Annotated in this window: 15 protein-coding genes; 5 read left to right on the plus strand and 10 right to left on the minus strand. The window is 62.0% G+C overall.

The annotated features are described in order from the left end of the window. The first annotated feature begins 32 nt into the window (after positions 1-32). Positions 33-1064: an RNA 3'-terminal phosphate cyclase gene (rtcA, locus tag ACWHXP_RS20350; protein ID WP_489635191.1), complete on the plus strand. Its 1032-nt coding sequence runs from the start codon at positions 33-35 to the stop codon at positions 1062-1064. A 169-nt stretch (positions 1065-1233) separates the two neighbouring features. Further along, positions 1234-2838, plus strand: coding sequence for a methyl-accepting chemotaxis protein (locus ACWHXP_RS20355; protein WP_489635190.1), 1605 nt, complete (start codon positions 1234-1236; stop codon positions 2836-2838). Positions 2839-2873: 35 nt separating this feature from the next. Here the strand turns inward: ACWHXP_RS20355 and ACWHXP_RS20360 are convergent, their stop codons facing one another. The 3 genes from ACWHXP_RS20360 to ACWHXP_RS20370 form a co-directional block, all read right to left on the minus strand. After that, complete coding sequence (locus ACWHXP_RS20360; protein ID WP_489624267.1) at positions 2874-3140, minus strand: PAAR domain-containing protein; 267 nt, start codon at positions 3138-3140, stop codon at positions 2874-2876. Between the two features lie 85 nt (positions 3141-3225). Then, on the minus strand, positions 3226-4191 hold the full coding sequence (locus tag ACWHXP_RS20365) for a T6SS immunity protein Tli4 family protein (RefSeq protein ID WP_489635189.1): 966 nt from the start codon (positions 4189-4191) through the stop codon (positions 3226-3228). A 95-nt stretch (positions 4192-4286) separates the two neighbouring features. Continuing rightward, positions 4287-5873 carry an esterase/lipase family protein gene (locus ACWHXP_RS20370; protein ID WP_489635188.1) on the minus strand — a complete coding sequence of 529 codons (1587 nt, stop codon included), beginning with the start codon at positions 5871-5873 and terminating at the stop codon, positions 4287-4289. A gap of 420 nt (positions 5874-6293) precedes the next feature. Between ACWHXP_RS20370 and ACWHXP_RS20375 the strand changes: the two genes are divergently transcribed. Then, a complete protein-coding gene (locus tag ACWHXP_RS20375) occupies positions 6294-7952 on the plus strand; it encodes an acyl-CoA synthetase (RefSeq protein ID WP_489635187.1) in 1659 nt (552 codons plus the stop codon). 6 nt (positions 7953-7958) lie between these two features. Here the strand turns inward: ACWHXP_RS20375 and ACWHXP_RS20380 are convergent, their stop codons facing one another. After that, positions 7959-9236 (minus strand): DUF445 domain-containing protein, encoded by a 1278-nt coding sequence (locus tag ACWHXP_RS20380; RefSeq protein WP_489635186.1) that lies wholly within the window; start codon positions 9234-9236, stop codon positions 7959-7961. 258 nt (positions 9237-9494) lie between these two features. Between ACWHXP_RS20380 and ACWHXP_RS20385 the strand changes: the two genes are divergently transcribed. Continuing rightward, on the plus strand, positions 9495-9755 hold the full coding sequence (locus ACWHXP_RS20385) for a helix-turn-helix domain-containing protein (protein ID WP_121037375.1): 261 nt from the start codon (positions 9495-9497) through the stop codon (positions 9753-9755). 193 nt (positions 9756-9948) lie between these two features. Here the strand turns inward: ACWHXP_RS20385 and ACWHXP_RS20390 are convergent, their stop codons facing one another. After that, entirely contained in the window at positions 9949-11364 is a 1416-nt protein-coding gene (locus ACWHXP_RS20390) for a heavy metal sensor histidine kinase (protein ID WP_489635185.1), read from the minus strand. Then, on the minus strand, positions 11361-12032 hold the full coding sequence (locus tag ACWHXP_RS20395) for a heavy metal response regulator transcription factor (RefSeq protein WP_034331353.1): 672 nt from the start codon (positions 12030-12032) through the stop codon (positions 11361-11363). The genes ACWHXP_RS20390 and ACWHXP_RS20395 overlap by 4 nt, the downstream gene beginning before the upstream one ends. A gap of 218 nt (positions 12033-12250) precedes the next feature. Between ACWHXP_RS20395 and ACWHXP_RS20400 the strand changes: the two genes are divergently transcribed. Further along, the gene (locus ACWHXP_RS20400) at positions 12251-12541 is read left to right on the plus strand and encodes a DUF4148 domain-containing protein (RefSeq protein WP_489635184.1); all 291 of its coding nucleotides are present in this window, start codon (positions 12251-12253) and stop codon (positions 12539-12541) included. Between the two features lie 22 nt (positions 12542-12563). Here the strand turns inward: ACWHXP_RS20400 and ACWHXP_RS20405 are convergent, their stop codons facing one another. From ACWHXP_RS20405 to ACWHXP_RS20420, 4 genes are all read right to left on the minus strand, one after another. Beyond that, on the minus strand, positions 12564-14897 hold the full coding sequence (locus ACWHXP_RS20405) for a putative bifunctional diguanylate cyclase/phosphodiesterase (protein ID WP_489635183.1): 2334 nt from the start codon (positions 14895-14897) through the stop codon (positions 12564-12566). Positions 14898-14941: 44 nt separating this feature from the next. Continuing rightward, complete coding sequence (locus ACWHXP_RS20410) at positions 14942-15802, minus strand: hypothetical protein (RefSeq protein ID WP_489635182.1); 861 nt, start codon at positions 15800-15802, stop codon at positions 14942-14944. A gap of 239 nt (positions 15803-16041) precedes the next feature. Continuing rightward, a complete protein-coding gene (locus tag ACWHXP_RS20415) occupies positions 16042-17169 on the minus strand; it encodes a protein NO VEIN domain-containing protein (RefSeq protein ID WP_134220965.1) in 1128 nt (375 codons plus the stop codon). 1 nt (position 17170) lies between these two features. After that, on the minus strand, positions 17171-18220 hold the full coding sequence (locus ACWHXP_RS20420) for an HNH endonuclease (RefSeq protein WP_489624255.1): 1050 nt from the start codon (positions 18218-18220) through the stop codon (positions 17171-17173).

Raw genomic sequence — 18220 nt, forward strand, 5'->3', positions numbered from 1 at the left:
AACGCAACATACGAAGAAAGAAAAGAACAAACATGTCCTCTCCTCTGACCCTGGATGGCCGCCATGGTGGCGGCCAGATCCTGCGCAGTGCGCTGAGCCTGGCGATGATCACCGGCCGTCCGTTCGAGCTCGGCGCGATCCGCGCGCAACGCCCCAAACCCGGTCTGATGCGCCAGCACCTGGCCGCCGTGACGGCCGCCGCCACCTTGTGCGACGCCGTCGTGGAAGGTGCCGAGCCCGGCAGCAGCGCACTGCGCTTTGTGCCCGGTGCGGTGCGCAGCGGCGATTTCCGTTTCGCCATCGGCTCGGCCGGCAGTACCACGCTGGTCCTGCAAACCCTGCTGCCCGCCATGCTGGCCGCGCCAGCGGGGCGCTTCTGCATTGAAGTCAGCGGCGGCACGCACAATCCCCTGGCCCCATCGGCCGATTTCCTGCAGCACTGCTTCCTGCCGCTGTTGCGGCGAATGGGGGCCGCGGTCACGCTGGAGTTGCTGCGGCACGGATTCCATCCGGCCGGTGGCGGCCAGGTGCGCCTGCAGGTGGAGGCGGGCCATGGCTTGCAGGGATTGGTCCTGGAGGAGCGCGGCGCGCTGCTGCAGACGCGGGCGCGCGCCCTGGTGGCCAATCTGCCGAGTGCCATCGGCAAGCGGGAGTTGCAGGTCCTGGGCGAAGCCGTGGAGGGCTTGCAGGATCATTGCAAGGTGATCGCCCTGAGCGACTGCGATGGTCCGGGCAATCTGGTCGAATTGCATGTGACGCATGCGCATGTGGACGAGTTGTTCTGCGGCCATGGTGCCAAATCCCGGCCGGCCGAACAGGTTGCTCTGGATGCCCTGGGACCCATGCAGCGCTATCTGCAGAGCAATGCGGCGGTCGGCGAGCATCTGGCCGATCAACTGATGCTGCCGCTGGCACTGGCCGGCGCGGGGCGCTTTACCACCACGCAACTGAGCCCGCACATGGCCTCCAACGCCGAGGTGATCGAGGCCTTTCTGCCAGTGCGCTTCGGTTTTTCTCCTGCGCCGCAAGCGCTACGGGTGGAGGTCATGGCCGCGCCGGGCTGAGACCAGCCGCACTCCTGCTGCGTGGCATCGGCCGCGCTTGGATTCCTCCCTCCCGTCACCTATGCTGAAGCGGGCAGGCCGCAACTTGTTGCCACGCATTAGTTGCTTTCCAGTTACGCCGCGCCAGTGGCTCGCCTGCCGACAATCAACGATAACAAGGGGGAATTCCATGAAACTTTCCAATGTGACCATTCGTGCGCGCCTGTGGCTGGGCTTCGGTCTGCTGATGGTGCTGATGCTGGCCATGGCGGCCAGCGGCATCGCCCGCCTGGGGCAGCTCAACGGGCAAATGAAGGATGTAATCCACGACAAGTATCCCAAGACCGTAGTGGCGGGCGATATCGTCGACCAGCTCAACCTGATCGCGCGCTCGGTACGAAACATTCTGCTCTTGAAGCGGGAACCGCAGATCAAGAGCGAATACGACCGCATCACCGGTGCGGACCGTGCCATTCGCGAGGACCTGGCACAACTGGAGAAGCTGCTTACCGACGAAGACAGCCGCACCGCACTGAAGAAGCTGGTAACAGCCCAGAACGCCTACTTCGAAAAACGCGACAAGGTGCTGGCCATGGTGCAGCAGGGCGGCAAGGAAGGTGCGATCGACATGCTGATCGACGAGGTGCGGCCCGTGCAGAGCGCCACCATGAGCGCCGCCGACGCCCTCATCAAGCAGCAGCACGACATGATGAAGAGTGCCGGCGATGAAGTCGAAAGCAATTACGTTCAGGCCCGTACGCTGCTGCTGGCGCTGGCGGCCGCCGGGCTGGCTGCTGCGGCGGCGATCGCCTGGATGATCACGCGCAGCATCACCGCGCCGCTGGATCGCGCGGTGCGCGTGGCCGAGACGGTGGCGGCCGGTGACCTGACCTCGGCCATCGAGGCACAAGGCCGCGATGAAACCAGCATGCTGTTGCGTGCGCTCAAGAAGATGAATGACCGCTTGCTGGACATCGTCAGCCAGGTGCGGGTCTCGACCGATACGATTGCCACGGCCAGCAGCGAGATTGCGCGCGGCAATCTGGATCTCTCCTCGCGTACCGAAGAGCAGGCGGCCTCGCTGGAGGAAACGGCCTCGTCGATGGAGCAGCTCACCGCCACCGTCAAGCAGAACGCCAGTCATGCCGGCCAGGCCAACCAGCTGGCCGGATCGGCCTCCGATATCGCGCGCCAGGGCGGCGAGGTGGTCAGCCAGGTGGTCGATACGATGGGGGCCATCGATGCGTCCTCCAAGAAGATCGTGGACATCATCGGGGTCATCGACGGGATCGCCTTCCAAACCAATATCCTGGCCCTGAATGCCGCAGTGGAAGCGGCGCGCGCGGGCGAGCAGGGACGCGGCTTCGCGGTGGTGGCCTCGGAAGTGCGGGCGCTGGCGCAGCGCTCCGCGACCGCCGCGCACGAGATCAAGGGGCTGATCGCCGACTCGGTGGCACGGGTCGGCAATGGCAGCCGGCTGGTGGAGCAAGCCGGACGCACCATGCAGGACGTGGTGCAAAGCGTGCAGCGGGTCGGTGAAGTGGTCACCGAGATCAGCGCCGCCGGGCAGGAACAGAGTGCAGGCATCGAACAGGTCAACCTGGCCATCGTGCAGATGGATCAGGTGACCCAGCAGAACGCCGCGCTGGTCGAGCAAGCCGCAGCCGCGGCACAATCCTTGCAGGATCAGGCGGCGCAGCTGGCAAGGCTGGTGTCGGTGTTCAAGCTGGAGGGCGGGGCACCGGAGCACAAGCGCGTTGCGGCACCCACGGCGGCGCGGCTGGCCTGTGCGTGAGACCGTTCACGCAAGATCGCACGAAAGGGATAGCGCTATTGCGCGCTGAAATTGCCGGCACTGGCGATGAGCGTGGCACCACAGCTGGTCTTGTGGCCGCCGTAGGCGACGGCGATGCCATCGATCTTGTGATGCGGGTGTCCCTCGGCGATGGTGCAGTTGTCGTGCCCCTGCCGGGGGCAGCTGCAGGCATCGCCGACCCGCGCGACCGGCAGGCCGCCTACCTTGAAATGGGTCGCGCTCACTTGCGTGACCTTGCCGCCGTGGGAAGTGGCGTCGCCGAGGCGGATGATGTTGGGCATGGTGGATTCCTTTCAAGCAGGGTGAGAGTGGAGGCGGGGCCAGGGTGAAGGTCGGGCGAGGGGTCTGAAATGTTGCTGCAGGCGGCTATGGTGGCGTACCTGACGTAGTTGATGCGGGTGCTACCTGCGTTGGCCGCAGCCGGAAACTCGTCAGCACGGCATCCCACAGCTGCAGCGCTTGCGCATCGTTCAGTGTGGTTTGTTGCGCATTGCTGTTCTGGTCGTGATGGCCGGTGGTCAGTTCGATCTTGATGGCGGGGGTATCGAGCGTGCCCTGGCCTTCGGTTTCCCAGATGAAGCTGTGGCTGCGCCCACCGCCGCTGTTGAGGACGGTGACCAGGAATTCCTGGCCCTGGTAGGGACCGATCTGACGGTTTCCCTTGCGCAGCACGCGCACGGCAGTGGCCAAACGGCCCAGGGTCTGCAGTCCGCTATGCATGCGCTCCAGCAACGGGCGGTCGTGCTTGCTCATCGCCAGGGGATAGAACCAGACGGACACGAAGGCATCCGGGTGGCCGGCAATGTCGATATCGATGCCGGCTTCTTCGTTTTCCCATTCGGGGTTGGCGATGAAGCCGCCTTCGAAGCAATAGCCGGGGTCGGTGGGGATGTTGTTATCGGAGCGAGAGTGCAATCGGCCGAGAATCTCATGCATTGCTTTCAAACCTTCGGCCTTGTGATCGTCATCAACCTTCATCGCGAACGAAAAAGCGAGACCTTCAATCCACCGGTGCCCTGTCATCGACATCATGGAAGTGCTGGCATCATGATTCCACGACACCAGAATCGCGCTTTGCTCATCCGGCCGAATAGCTTCGACCAACATCGAAGCCCCTGAATCATGCCTCGTTGTTTGCAGCAGTGTTTGACGAGCGAGAATATCTCTTTCGAAATCATCCTTGCTCATCGTCTTGGGCCGATCAATATGCGCGAAGTCATAACGATAGTTGCCACCACTCGATAGTGATCCTGCGGGAAGGTCAATCAGGAACCTGCCTGTACAGAATGTGGTAACAGGGTTTGTGGTCTTGCTGTTCGAGCTGTCGTGCATCGTGATTGGTCCTGATAGCGCAGAGTGAAGATAGAGTGGTCTTGTAGTACTAAGGCACAAAGAGGCCAATACAAGAATGACGAAATTGCGAAACCTCATGGCTCTGTGAAAGCGTGTTTAATCAGGTCTGATTCCGCCACCATCTTGACGATGGAGTAAAGACAGACTGATTGAGCGATCGGAGCGTTGTACGAGTATTGATGTTCGTAGCTGTCATGCCCATTGGCTTTGCCTCCATGCTTGAACATCTGAATCACATGTTTTGTCGCGCTTTCAGCCGACTCGGCGGGCACGGTTCCATCACCGTTCCCCGTCCCCTCCTGTATTCGAAAAGTACGTCGTTTTCCTCCGTCGAAGAGCAATGTGACGGAACCGTTCAAATCATCGGCTACCAGCTTTCCGTTCGCGGGATCCTTTGGTACGGAGGACCGAATCTTCCAGTGCACTTCATTCCACGCCGGCTGTTCGGGATCGCTGGCGTAATACGCATAAGTATTTGCGTGATAGCGATCTTTGATCAGCGAATGAAGCTTGGCGGCGATTTCCAAGTTGTCGCGAAATCTCTTGAAGTCCGATGAGTAGGCGTTACCCGTGACCTGCTTTCCCTCGCGCGAGGGTACGCGATCCTCCTTACCCGCCGGATCAATCAAATCCTCCCGAATCAGCTTCCACCAATCCGACGAATTGTTGAGATAGATGTGGCGGTAGGGATCGCCCTCGCCCAGAAAGTTTTCCATTTCCTCAGCCATTCCACGCTGCCCGATACCCACGTAACTCACCCGCAGCCAATGCCGTTCCCCGCGATTGCTCCACGTCTTGTATTGCGCCGTCGGCAGCAATTCCAGTGGCCCGGGGGCATTGGCCATCACTGCCGTGCACTCGGCGGCATTGCGTCCCAGGACGACCTGCCCGGCTCCCTCAAAGCCCGCCCGGATGCGCTTGTAGGTCGCCGGCGCACCGAGGGCCGGCATCACGCCGTGGACCACGCCGAGGATGCGCTCGGCCATCCCCGGCAACTCCGCACAGGCGCGGGCGACCAGACCACCCATGCTGTGCGTGACCAGGATCACCTGCTCGCAACTTCTTCCCTTGCTGCGGTAATAGGCGGTGATGCGTTCGATTTCCTTGGCCAGTCGCTGTGCCGATACCTTGTTGCTCTGCAGCCAGTTGTAACCCACTGCGTGCACCGGATAGAGCAGTTCAGCAGCCTCCCGCAGCTGCTTTTCCTGCAGCGGCGTGAAGGGCTTCTGCGCACCCAGCTTGCCTGCATCCTGTCGTGCCATCACGAGTTCCTGCCAATGTGAAGTGAGCTTCTTCCCCTGGCTTGCAGGGTCGAAGATCAGGGCCATGCTGGTCTCCAGCAGTGAAAGAATGGGCAGATAGCTGTCCGCGTGGAGTTGCCCCCAGCCGCGCCATTTGATGCGCTCGGCGTCGCTCTTGCCGGGGGCGAAGGCCAGCAGTGTCTTGCTGATGTCGTCGGGAAAGGCCGGGCCGTCTTCGTCTACCTCGGTACTATCGGGATTGAGCAATCGCTGTCGGTCCGCCGCCGTGCGGACGACATGCTTGAGCGCCAGCGCCAGGGTTTCCCATCCGCCCTCCGGAGGAAACCACGCCGGGCCCTTGTCGCGACCTTTGAGCTTGAGTCGTGTGCCCATGATGCCGGGTACGAATACGATGGGCATGACAATGTCCGGACTGGTCAGGCAAGGCCACGTGCGATTGCGGCAAGCGCAGCCGAAGGGCGCGGGCCTGTTGGGACCATGGTTGGAGTAGCGCGGAAAACGTGCGGTCGGGCATACGGACATCCTTGCTGGAATAGCCATCCGCGCAGCATCCCGGAACCCGGGCGATGCCGGCATCAAACGGCAGAAGGCGAGAGGAGAGCCATGCTAAAGGAGGGCTGCGCGCGCTTGGAGGAAGTGGCCGAGGTTGCCAGGCAAACTCGTCAGAGTTCGACCAGTCGCATTGCGCGACTGTCATTTTGTTGTGCCATGCTGATCCGCCCCGAGGGCGCTATGATAGGCGGCGTGCCGGCATGACCGGCCATCCGGAGCCCGGCCCCATGCAGGCCTGGCCCACAGCCACCCGACAGGAGACAAGACGTGCCCCCAGACATCGCGCCACGCCCCGTGATCACCCCGGCCCACTACCGTGCTGATACCACCGCCGCCTACCACTGGCAGATCCCCGAGGTCTTCAACATCGCCCACGCCGCCTGCGACCGCTGGGCGGATGGCAGCGGGCGTCCCGCCATCATTGCCGAGGACGGCGATGGCAAGGTCACCACCTGGAGTTTCGACCAGCTCAAGATCCTGAGCGACCAGTTCGCCAACGTGCTGAGCGAGGCCGGCATCCGGCGCGGCGACCGCATCGGGATCTACCTCTCGCAGCGCATCGAGACCGTCATCACTCACATCGCCGCCTACAAGCTGGGCGCAGTGACGGTGCCGCTGTTCTACCTGTTCGGCCCGGACGCGATCGCCTATCGTCTCGACAACAGCGAGGCCGCCGCCCTGGTCACCGACGCATCGGGCATGGACAAGCTCCATCTCGCCGGAGAACTGCCGGCACTGAAAGTGGTGTTCTGCGTGGAGCAGTCCGACATCGTGCTGCCGCAGACTACCGATTTCTGGGACCGCCTGCATGCGGCCTCGCCCACGTTCGAACCGGTCACGACGCTGGCCGATGATCCGGCCATGATCATCTATACCTCCGGCACCACCGGCAAGGCCAAGGGCGCACTGCATGCACAGCGCGTCCTGCTGGGCCATCTGCCGGGCGTGGAAGTCTCGCACGACAGTTTCCCGCAGCCCGGTGACCGCTTCTGGACGCCCGCCGATTGGGCCTGGATCGGCGGCCTGCTGGATGTGCTGCTGCCGTCGCTGTATCACGGCGTGGCGGTGGTAGCGCGCCGTCTGGAAAAATTCGATGCGTCCACCGTCTTCGGATTGCTGGCGCGGCATGGCATCCGCAATGTGTTCTTCCCGCCGACTGCGTTGAAGATGCTGCGCGGCACGCCGGATCCACGTGCGCAATGGGATTTTGCGCTGCGCAGCGTGGCCAGCGGTGGTGAGACGCTGGGCGATGACCTGATCGCCTGGGGCCGCAGCGCGCTGGGCGTGACCATCAACGAGTTCTACGGCCAGACCGAATGCAACCTCGTCGTATCGTCCTCGTCGCTGCTCTACCCCAGTGCCTCGGGCAGCATGGGACGTGCAGTCCCGGGACACGATGTGCAGATCGTCGATGAAGAGGGTGCCGTCCTGCCGCGCGGCGAAGTCGGCAATATCGCCATCCGTGCGCCGGATCCGGTGATGTTCCTGCGCTACTGGCGCAATGATGAAGCGACGCGCGAAAAATTCGCCGGTGATTTCCTGCTCACGGGTGACCTGGGCAACATGGACGAAGCCGGCTACATCCGCTACCTGGGCCGCAATGATGACGTCATCACCAGTGCCGGCTATCGCATCGGCCCCGCTCCGATCGAGGAATGCCTGATGCGCCATCCGGCAGTGCGGATCGCGGCCGTGGTCGGCGTGAAAGATGCCCTGCGTACGGAGGTAGTGAAGGCTTTTGTCGTGCTGCAGGAAGGACATGCCCCGGACGCCGCACTGGTGGCGGCCCTGCAGCAGCATGTCCGTTCACAGCTGGCGGCGCATGAATATCCGCGCGAAATTGCCTTTGTCGACGCGCTGCCGACCACGGCCACCGGCAAGATCATGCGCAAGGCCTTGAAGGAGCGTGCCGAGCAATCCTCCTGAGGCCGCTCAAACTCCGTGCACCAGCCACTGCATCAGCCACGACAAGCCGAACAGCAGCGCGCCGATCAGTCCCCCGACCAGCGTGCCGTTGATACGGATGTACTGCAGGTCGCGACCGATGTTGAGTTCGATCTGGCGTGACAGCTCGGCCGTGTCCCACTGCTTGATGGTGTCGCTGATGTGGCGCGTGAGCAGCTGGGCCACATCCGGACTGAGGCTGGCGATGGCCTGTTCCAGATGGGCGTTGAGCGAGGCACGCAGCTCGGCATCTTCCTGCAGGGCGCGCCCGATCCACTGCATGGCCGCGCCGGCCTGGGCGTGCAGGGCCGAATCGGGACGCGCCAGGTCTTGCCGCAGCCACTGGCGCAGGCTGTCCCACAGGCTACCCACATAGGCGTTGACGGCCTCGCCCTGCAAGATCTCGCGCTTGATCTCCTCCGCCCGCTCGCGCAGGGCCGGGTCTTTCTTCAGGCGCGCCACGAAGCCGGCCAGCTGGCGATCAAAGGCCTGGCGCAGCGAGTGCTGCGGATCCTCGGCGATGCCGGTGAGCAGCTTGTCCAGAATGTCGGCGAGGGTATCGGCGGACTTCTCGCCGATCCAGTTCGAGGGCAGCAATTTTTCAATTTTGGGATATTCGCGCTGCAGCCATTCCACCATGCGCTCGGCGATGAACGCACGCGTCTGTTCGCGGTTGAGCAGCTCGGCCAGGGCCACGATGGCGCGGTCCAGCAGCTGCTGGTGACGGCCATCCAGCGTCAGCGTATCCAGAATGCTGGCCAGCGAGCGCGACAGGTCCAGCTTGCCCAGCGCGGTCTGCAGAGCTTCCCGTACAAAGGCCTGGATGCGGCGGTCATCGGTGAGCGTGAGCACGCCACCGACCGCCTGCGCCATGTAGCCGCCCAGGCGCGCGGCATTCTCGGGCGCAGCCATCCAGGCCGAGAGTCGCTGCGCCGGATCATGGCGGCGCACCAGTCCGGCCAGCGACTGCGGACTCAGGAATTTCTCTTCCACGAAGACGGCGAGGTTGTCGGCGATGCGCTCCTTGTTGCGCGGGATGATGGCGGTATGGCGTGCCAGCAGCGGCAGCGGAATCCGGCGAAACAGGGCCGTGACGGCGAACCAGTCGGCCAGTGCGCCCACCATGGCGGCCTCGGCCATGGCACGCAGCAACGCGCTCCAGGTGGAGGGCGCTGCCAGCGAGGCGGCTACGAACAGCGCTGCCGAGCCCAGCAGACAACCCAGGGCTAGACGCTTGGTACGGCGCAAGGCTTGTTGTTTATCCATGGCAGAGAGTGAGAAATTTCCGGCTGCATGCTCGCAGCATGAGACGAGGAGTCAAAACAAGGCGGGAAGTTCTGAAAAATTTCGAATCGCCACTAGAACAATTTCGAAAAATACGCGCTGAAACTAGGATCGGAATCTCGATAAATTTCGATTATTCACCAAGACATTCGAGGGTATAAGTGATTGTCACCGATAGTTTGTGCGTTTGTAATTGTAGCTAATCGACCGTCACCCCTAGCCGCATTGATCCTTGCGCTCATGAAAAAATCAGAGACTCCACAGAGCGCCCGCGTCATCTTCGGACAGAACGTCCGCAGGGTGCGCCGGCTTAAAGAGATGTCACAAGAAGAGCTGGCCTTCCGCGCTGACATCAGTCGCACCTACCTGAGCGAAGTCGAGCGCGGGGAAAGGAATATTTCCGTCGACAACATGGAGGCTCTGGCCCTCGCGCTGGAGATGGAATTGCCCGATCTCATGCGGACCAGCCTGATTTCGCTGCCCAGTGAGGATTCGCGCTGAACCCCGGCATCCCGGCTTGAAGCTGCATGGCGCGTGCGCGCCATGTTTGCTTTCTGCTGCGCTTTTCGACTCTTGTTGACTGTCTTCTTGCAAGGTTTGTTGTTCGTTTTGTTGTTCGTTTTTCTGCACGTTCATCTGTACATCGCTCTGCACGTTTCCCGGTACAGTGCACGCGCGCTGTTCGCCACCTGTGTCACGCTTTGTCCGGCACGTTTACCGCAGCTTCGGGGAAGCGCAAAGTGAACACGGTACGTCGTCCCGGTTCGCTGCTTGCGCTGGCTTGTCCGCCGTGCAGCGCCATGATGGTCCGCACGATGGCCAGGCCCAAGCCACTGGAACCGCTGGCGCTGCTGCGCGAAGGATCGGCGCGGTAGAAACGGTCGAAGATGCGTTCGATCTGGTCCGGCGGGATCCCCGGCCCGGGGTTGGCCACCCCGATCAGGGTCGCGCCCGCCACCACGGTGGCCTCCAGGCTGATGACGCCCTGCGGCGGTGTATAGCGGATGGCATTGGCGACCAGGTTGCCCACTGCACGACGCAGCAGGGTGGCATCGGCGTGCAGGATGCCGCTGCCGGCCACCGCAATGCGTACCTGCGCGTCTTCGGCGATGCCCTCGAAATAGTCGGCGATGCGATTGAGTTCCTCGGCCACGTCCAGCGGCTGGATCTGCAGCACTACGTGGGCGTTGTCGGCGCGGGCCAGGAACAGCATGCTCTCCATCATGCGCGAGAGGCGTTCGTATTCCTCGATGTTGGAACTGAGCAGGGCCTGGTATTCATCCAGGCTGCGCGGCTTGCCCAGCGCCACCTGGGTCTGCACCATCAGGTTGTTGAGCGGGGTGCGCACGTCATGCGCAAGATCGGCGGAGAACTGGCTCAGTTGCTGGAAGCTGCGATGCAGACGGTCCAGCATGTCGTTGAAGGAGTGTACGATCTCGTGCAGTTCACGCGGCGCGCCCTGCAGATCGAGCCGGGTATCGAGCTTGTTGGCCGAGATGGCGCGCGTCTGTGCCGCCATCATGCGCAGCGGACGCAAGCCGCTGCGCACGAGGAAGTAACTCAAGAGCGTTGCCAGCACGGTGCCGATGGCCGCCGCCCACCACACATCGGCGCGATAGTCCGCCAGCAGCAGCATGCGATCCGAGGCCGTACGCACCACCAGCACGATGGCCTTTTCGCCCGAGCGAGTGACCGGCATGCTGGCAATGTAGCGCGCGCGCAGGTCGCCCATGCGCAAGGCCTCGATGTGGTCCCAGCTGCGGATCTTGACGGTGGACAGGTCCACATCCGGCGAGGTGCGCGTGGGGTCATGGCTTTCCAGCAGGGTGCTGCCATCGGCGCGGGCGATGCGCACCAGCAGCTGGTCATGGCCGGAGAGGGTGTCCAGCACCAGGTGGCGGCGAGCGAGGATGTCCTCCAGTGACGCCGCATGCTCGACCAGGTGATTGATGGAGCGGCACTTGCCGGCCAGCTCTTCATCGTCGCGCGCCTCCAGCTGCATGTGCAGCGAGTGCGACAGATAGCTGCCGACGGCCGTGAACAGCACCAGTGCCAGCAATCCGAACAGCACCACCAGCCGCAGGCTCATCGACGCGGTAGCTCGTCTCACCGCCGCACCTCGAACACGTAACCCATGCCCCACACGGTGTGCAGCAACTTCTGGTCAAATCCTTCATCCAGTTTGGCGCGGAGGCGGCGCACGGCCACGTCCACCACGTTGGTATCGCTGTCGAAATTCATATCCCATACTTGCGAGGCAATCTGCGGACGCGACAGCACCTCGCCCGGACGGCGGATCAGCATGTGCAGCAGGGCAAACTCCTTGGCGGTGAGATCGATGCGCTGTCCGGCGCGCGTGACCTTGCGGCGAATCACATCCACCACCACATCCTCGTACTCGATCAGGTCGGCCTCGCGGCTGGGACCGCGCCGCAGCAGGGTGCGCACGCGCGCCAGCAGTTCGGTGAAGGCGAAGGGCTTGACCAGATAATCGTCGGCACCCAGCTCCAGGCCTTTGACGCGGTCTTCGACTTCGTCGCGGGCGGTGAGGAAGAGCACCGGGGTGTCATGCGTGCGGCGCAGTTCGCGCAGGATGTCCCAGCCGTTCATGCCGGGCAGCATCACGTCCAGGATGATCAGCTTGTAGTCCAGCGTGCGCGCATTGTGCAGGCCGTCCACACCGGTCTGCACCCAGTCCACCACGAAGCCGGACTCGGTCAGGCCGCGACGCAGGTACTCGCCCGATTTGGGCTCGTCCTCTACCAACAAGATGTGCATGATCGGAATTCCTGACGGACAAGCGCGTATTGTGACCCAGCCGGATGCGGCATTCATTACAAATGTGTAATGACTGGGCAATGTTTCTGTACGGACCCCCTCCCTAGAATCCATTCCAACGACTCGCCAACCAAGCACGGCGATCGCGCCATCCCTGGCAGCGCACATCCTGTGCAGCACCAGGGATCTTGTGAAAACGCACTCAAAGGAATCTGATCATGAAAACCTCGCACCTCGTCCTCGGCGCACTGGCCACCGCCTTCTCCCTGTCAGCCTTCGCTCAATCGAACGTGACCACGGAAGCCGCACGCGATCAGGCCAACCTGAACGCCCGCAGCAACTATCCGGTGGTGCAATTCCAGGGCAGCAAGACGCGCGCCGATGTCGTCGCCGAGCTGCAAGCAGCGCGCCTGGGCGAGCCGATGCAGAACACCGGCACCAAACCTTCGGTCTCCGACAGCAGCACCCAGGGCCAGGCGCTCGACACCTCGCTCTACAGCGGCGCGTGATCGCACCTGCCTGGGTCTCTGCTCAGGACGCGCGCTGCCGGCCCTCCAGCAGCGCCGTGAACTGTTCTCCCGGCATGGGCCGGCCGTACCAATAGCCTTGATACAGCGTGCAGCCCTGCGCATGCAGCAGGTCACGCTGTTCCATCGTCTCCACCCCTTCGGCGATGATGGACAGCCCCAGGCTCTGGCCCAGCATGATGATGCTGCGGATGATGCTGGCCGTGGCTGCATCGTCCTGCATCCTGCGCACGAAGCTCTGGTCGATCTTGAGCTGGTCGATGGGGAAGCGTCCCAGGTAGGACAGGGACGAATAGCCGGTCCCGAAATCATCCAGCGAAATCGAGACCTCATGCGACTTGAGGTCATTCATTTTTTCGATGACCTCATCGATTTTGTCGATCATCATGCTTTCGGTCAGTTCCACCTTCACGGCCTTGGAGCTGATGCGGTGCTGGCGAATGGTTTCGTGGAAGCGCGCCACGAAGTGGTCCACCTTGAATTCCTGCGCCGACACATTGACCGCCACCACCAGCTCCCTGGCCAGACCCTCGCGCTGCCAGGCTTCGAGATCGCGGCAGATGGCTTCCAGCACCTGGTGGCCGATCTCTTCCATCAATCCCAATTCTTCGGCCACTGGAATGAACAGTGCCGGCGGCACCATGCCCTTCATCGGATGCTTCCAGCGCACCAGCGCCTCAGCCCCGACCACCTTGCCCTCAAAGGTAACCTGTGGCTGGTAATGCACCACGAACTGATGCTGCGCCACCGCCGTGCGCAATTCCACTTCCAGTGCGCTGCGCTGGCTGGCCAGGGCCTGCATGGCCGGATCGAAGAAGCGGAACACATTGCGGCCTGCGGCCAGTGACTGCACCATGGCCAGCTTGGCCTGCATCACCGCTTCCTCGGCCGATTGCACGTCACCGCGCAGGATGTTGATGCCGATGTTGAGAGAGTAGGGGAAACTCACGGTGCTGCCCTGCGGTTCGGCCAGCGCGGCGATGAGGCGGTGTGCGAGCGTTTCGCAGAAGCGGATGCCTTCGGCCAGTTCGCTCACCGGCAGATCGCATCCCAGCGCAAATCGTTCGCCATCGAGCCGCGCCAGCGTCTGGTCGGCGGCGACACAGGCCCCCAGACGTCGCGCACATTCCTTGAAGAGCCGGTCTGCATCATCGGCCTTGACCAGGCCGTGCGAGAGATCGGCGCGATGCATTTCCATGTAGAACACCACCAGCGGCAGGCCATGTGCCTGCTGCCGTCCCAGGCCACGGCGCAAGCGATCGAGGAACAGCTTCTTGTTGGGCAGCTCGGTGACAGGATCATAGAAGGCCAGGCGGTCGATGCGGCTCTCGGCTTCCAACCGTTCGGAGACATCGATGATGACCCAGATCTGGTCGTTCTGACCCGTGCCATCGATGAGCGAGGTATGCAGTTCGGCCGGGAAGCTGCGGCCATCGGCACGCTTGAGCAACACGATCTCGCCGGTCGCTCCATGTGGGCGCAGCAGGGTGTGGTTGATGTAGAGGCTTTGCTGCTGCGCATCCTCGAAGATCTGCGCACTGGCCAGCGTGGTGAGTCCCGCGCCATTGAGCGCAAGCATGGACTGCGCAGCATCATTGGCGAAGGCGATCCGTCCATCGCGCACGAACAGTACGCCCGCCGGGATATTGCCCAGGATCGCCGCCTGTTCGTCGAAGAGGTTCTTGAGGCTGGTCTGCATGGCTTCCATGCGGTGAGCGAGGAGGCCGATCTCATCCTTTTGCGTGAGTGCGATACGAGTATCGAAGTGCCCGCGTTCGATGCGGCCGGCCGCGACGGTCAGCTTGCGGATGGGCGCGAGGATACGGCGATAGACCAGGAAGCCGATGATGAGCAGCGCCACCACTGCCTGCGCCAGCAGCACCCGCGTCTGGAAGCGCTTGTCTGCGGCGAGCTTGCGCTGCAGCTGGGCGTCCGACACCACCACCTGCACGCTGCCCAGCGTGACCATGCGGTCCGGCTGCTGCATGGTCAGCGGCAGGGTACGCGTGAGCAGGCTGCCGGCGCGGCGCAGCGGTTCTTCCTTGCGCACGAGGACACGCTCCTCGGGGTCGCGCACTTCCACAGAGACCACCTGGGTATCGAGCATGCTTCCTTGCAGCAGAGCCATCATGTCGTTCTGGTCGAGGCTCCAGACCGGGAGCACCAGGCTGTGGGCCAGGGTCTGGCTTTTTTCATCGACCAGGGCGGTCATTTCCTGGCTGATCTGCTGCTCGCGCGTGCCGTTGAGGATGGTCAGCGCCACCACGACCGGCAGGCTCATGGCCACCAGCATGGCACAGGCGATGTAGAGGCCGAGGCTGGTGGTCTTCTTGATCATGGCGGGCCGTGCGGGTCAGAAGGTGGATGGAAGGGCGGCGTGGACTATTTGAACCAGTCCATTTTGTAAGTCTCGATGGCCTGGCGTTCGATGGGGGTGAGCCTGTCGTTGTACAACTCGATCACGCGCGGATGCGTGCCGCGCATGGACTGGCGCACTTGCCGGGTGGAACTGTGTTTCTGGATCAGGTCCAGCAGGGCGCCATTGCGATGGATTTTTTTCAGGCCCTCCAGCAGGGCATCGCGGATATCGTCGCGCCCCGGGGAGGTGTAGAAGAAGAGATCGGTCGGGTAGTACAGCACCAGGTCGGGGACGATGGCCAGTTGATGGCCGGAATCATAGGTTTCCAGTTCGCTGGTGGCTTCGAAGATGGAGCGGTTGTAGAAGTCGAAGCGGCCGGCCTTGAGCATCTCGAACAGGTTCAGGTAGTTGCTTTGCGCCACCTTGAGCTGGTTGGCCTGCATGATGCTGGTGTCGACCCAGCCGATGCCGGAGCCGATGGTGAAGGCGCGCAGGTCGTCCAGGGTTCGGATGGACCGGGCGCGTTCGAAGCTTTCGCGGTTGGCCAGCAACACCCGATAGCCGCCGCCGCCCAGATAGATGGGGAAGGGGATGGGTTCGAGGTTGCGGGTCATGCCGCTGCCGGCGGAGGTCGTGATGAGGTTGCAGTATTGGCCGGCCTGGATCAGTTGCACGTAGCGCTGGTCGGAGGTGGCGACATTGGCGACGCGGCAGCCCTTGATGGAGAAGGGCCGGCTGCTGGCACGCATGGCCAGTTCGAGGACGGCCTTGCGGTAGTTGATGAGGGGGTTGTCCTCATGGAGATCGGCGAGCTTGATCTCGATGACTTGCGCATTGGCGGCAGGCGATTGGGCGCGGGCGGAGGCGGCGCAGAGCAGACTCATCGCCAGGACGAGAAAGACCGCGACTACGCTTCGGGCGCTCGACTTGTCTCTACTCATGGCGGTGGGGAGCTCGAATTGTTCAGATGATGTTATGCAAGCGGGGAGGGAATCGCAAGGATTTGTGTGGGGTGGTGAGGATTTTGTGGTGTGGGGGCAGCGATGGGGTAATCGGCTGCGAAGCCGACAGGGAGTGGAATTGCGGTCGTGAGGAATTGAGATTTTTTGCTGATGGGAATGGCTCAGGCGGTCGCCTTGAGCCGAGCGCGATAGTCGACGGCTTCCAGTTCAAGATTGGATGAAATCGTGCCGCGTAGAATGAAGAGCTTGGGGGAAGTAGCGAACTCGAAGAGACGATATAAACAGAAAGCGTCGCCGACCTCTTCCGAAAACTCCAATTCGTTCCGGGTCACGATGAAGGACGTCAGCGGACCGCCGTTGGTCGTTTTCACCTCGATGAATCGCGCCTGATCCACGGACTCATACGACAGGATGTCATACCCGGCGCCATCCCCAATACGGTCAGCGATCCAGTCGACCCGGCCTGCGAGATCATCACGTCCTTCGTCATGGAGTCTGAATTTTTCAAACGACACCGTCCACGCTTCGCCAGCGTGACCCAATTGGCGGTTACGCTCTTCACGCGCGGCGTAGTCCAACTTGCGCGGGAGCCTCAGCCGCTTGGGCATACGTATCGTTGGCTCCACTGTTGGTCGAGCAACGAGCACGCCACGAAACTGCTGTTGCGCGGGCTCGGTTTGTGCGTCAAAACTATCCATCATTTTGGCGAGCTCGCCACGCTGTGCGTCGATGAAGGTAATCACGGTGCGACGGAGCAATTCCTGCAAATTGGTCCGCGGTTTGTAGCCGCGAATATAGGGTAGTCCCAGCTGATCCAGCACGGCCGAAATATTTTGGTGCTTGAGCTCAATGGAAGATTTGCTGCGAGTCGTCAGCTGGCGGCGCAGGTGTTCATTGTGTTCGGCTTTGTTATACGGAAGCCCGAATGCCTCCGCGCGGAGCATATTAAAGTAGTCACGAACGGTGGCCTCCACCTCTTCAGCAGTCCAGTCCTGACCGATCCTGACTACCTCGAAGTCCAGTTCACGAAGAATCGCTTCAGCGGAAACGCCACCTTCAGAAAAGGTCTCCGATCGGAGGGGACCAGTATCTGGAAATGCAACGCCATAAGCCACCGCCACGACGGCCGCTGCATCGTAGAGCTTGCCTGAGTGACGATCACGGAGCATGTAATCGCGTGACTTGCCGTAACCGTACTTCTCAAGGAAGTAGGTTCTGCCAAGGCGGTCGTATTCGCTCATTGCCGCACGAACGGCTTCGGGCGAATTCAAGTTCTTGAGCCGCATCATCTCAGTACACTTGCCCGGCCAGGAGGTGCTGGTAATCGCGGCTCAATGGGCCAGTCTGCCCGACGCCGGACCAACACTGGGAGGAGGTTGCATAGGCTTGGTGATAGGCCCAATACGCAATACGCCGCATGGCGGGCTCATCGCAAACAAAGCCCGCGCCTAGCTGCTCGGACAAATACGCTCCATGCGTACGGTTGCGTTCCTGCCACTTCGCGAGATGGATGGCAGCCGGCAACAGATCTCTTTTATCACCATTGCAGCGGCGATGCGCCAGAACAAGGTTTTCGCCCAGATTGCGTGGATAACGTGACCAGGGGATGAAGTGATCGACCTCGCCATTCTCCTGAAGAGATTGCTGGCAATAGAAGCACTGGCCTTTCTGTATGGTGTTCAGGACCGGGCGCGCGGCGCGCAAGTTGGCGCGATCAGCACCAAACAGGAGCTGTTCCAGATCCGATCCCGTGCCCAGCACGGCGGTATTGAGCGGATTGGCATGCAAGTGCTGAATCCACGCATGGCGGCTCAATTGATGGAGCAGTCCATGGAAGCGCCGAAGATTGAACATCACGCCTGGCAGCAGGCGTATTGCGGCTTCTGAAGCAGGCTCATAGAGAAATCGGACTTGCTCCCGACGAAGTATCTGCAGTCGCCACAAAGGCATTTCCTTCAACAGCACTACCGTCTTGCGCAGGGCCTTCGCCCAGTCCTCAGACGCACGGGCCTTAGGAAGCGTGCCGTGTCGACTGCGCAGTTCCTGCAATAGCGTAATCGTTGCTGCCTGTCTGCCACTGTTCTGGATCAGGACGGCTGCCAATCCGTCGCGGGTATAGGGCGCGACTTGCGGCCAGTAGATCTCCAAGAACTTGTCAGCGATTAGCTCGTGGGAAAGCTCAAGGCATTCGCCAGAATCTTCTCCATGCTCGACAGCCAGTTCGGTAATCGACTGCAGCAGCGCGAACTTGTAGGTGGCCGAAAATTCGCCCTCGTCAAACAAGCGTTGGACATGATCCAGAAAAGAAAGCTGCTGAGTCGGGGAGGGGATCTCCATCAT

The organism is Herbaspirillum sp. Her2 (assembly GCF_057961375.1).